Source organism: Stenotrophomonas nitritireducens, assembly GCF_001431425.1.
In the GTDB taxonomy this organism is placed as follows: Bacteria; Pseudomonadota; Gammaproteobacteria; order Xanthomonadales; family Xanthomonadaceae; genus Stenotrophomonas; species Stenotrophomonas nitritireducens.
Genome location: NZ_LDJG01000074.1, coordinates 1 through 1,039 on the forward strand (window position 1 = coordinate 1; position 1,039 = coordinate 1,039).

The 1,039-nt window shown below is 68.3% G+C and carries 2 protein-coding genes; both read left to right on the plus strand.

Going from position 1 to position 1,039, the window contains the following annotated elements; genetic code table 11:
- Positions 1-511 (plus strand): HNH endonuclease (locus ABB22_RS17475; protein ID WP_057505454.1); only part of this gene is annotated, 511 nt, incomplete at its 5' end.
- 367 nt (positions 512-878) lie between these two features.
- Positions 879-1,039: 1-deoxy-D-xylulose-5-phosphate synthase N-terminal domain-containing protein (locus tag ABB22_RS17985; RefSeq protein ID WP_152984261.1), on the plus strand; the 161-nt coding region annotated here is incomplete at its 3' end.

Sequence of the window (1,039 nt, forward strand, 5' to 3'; positions counted from 1 at the left end):
CTGGCAGGAGGCCTCCTGCCTCTACGCGCGCGGCGCGGTGGCCTGGACCCTGGGCGATCCCTGCCTGCACGTGCACGGCGCCATCAACCGCGCCAGCGGACTGCGCAGCGGCCTGGACCTGCACCCGATCATCGCTTCGCGCGGCCACGCCCGCTCGCGCGCCCTCGACCCCACGCCCAACCTCACCAATACCGCGCTGTTCGCCCGCGACGCGCAGCTGTGCCTGTACTGCGGCCAGCAGTTCAGCCGCCCGCACCTGACCCGCGACCACGTGATGCCGCTGTCCAAGGGCGGCCGTGACATCTGGGAAAACGTGGTCAGCGCCTGCTTCCAGTGCAATTCGCGCAAGAGCAACCGCACCCCGCAGCAGGCCAACATGCCGCTGCTGGCCGTACCCTACCGGCCGAGCTGGATCGAACACCTGATCCTGTCCAACCGCAACATCCTCGCCGACCAGATGGCCTTCCTGAAGGCGCAGCTGCCGAAGAAGGCGTTGCGGCGCAGCGCCTGATTCCGCGCAATACCGCCTGGCGCATGCCCGGCCCACGCGCAACCCACCGGCGCACATCGACGCGTGGTGCGTCACTGGAAGATCGCAAGCGCGCCCATTCACCCTCGCCGGCGAGCGCGCATTCCTGAAGGCACGACTGCCGAAAAAACAGTGCGGCGCGGCGCCTGGCCCACGCGACGGGAGGATGTCTTGGCGCAGGCGCGATGCACGGGAAACGGGCTTCCGGCGGAGTCGTTGGTGCCGCAAGCTGAACCATGCCCCCGTTCCCTTGCCCGGAATCCTCATCGGCCGCTCACGCAACCGGCGGTTTGCTTGCCCCACCCCGGAATGGGGGCGAAAATACCGGTTCGGCTGAAATACGAAGAAAATGATCGACTCCGTCCGCTACCCGCGCCTGTCGCGCATCCAGACCCCGCACGACCTGCGCGCATTCGATGAAACCGAACTGCCCGCGGTCGCCGGCGAACTGCGCGATTACCTGATCGAATCCGTGGGCCGGAGCGGCGGCCATTTCGCCGCCGGGCTGGG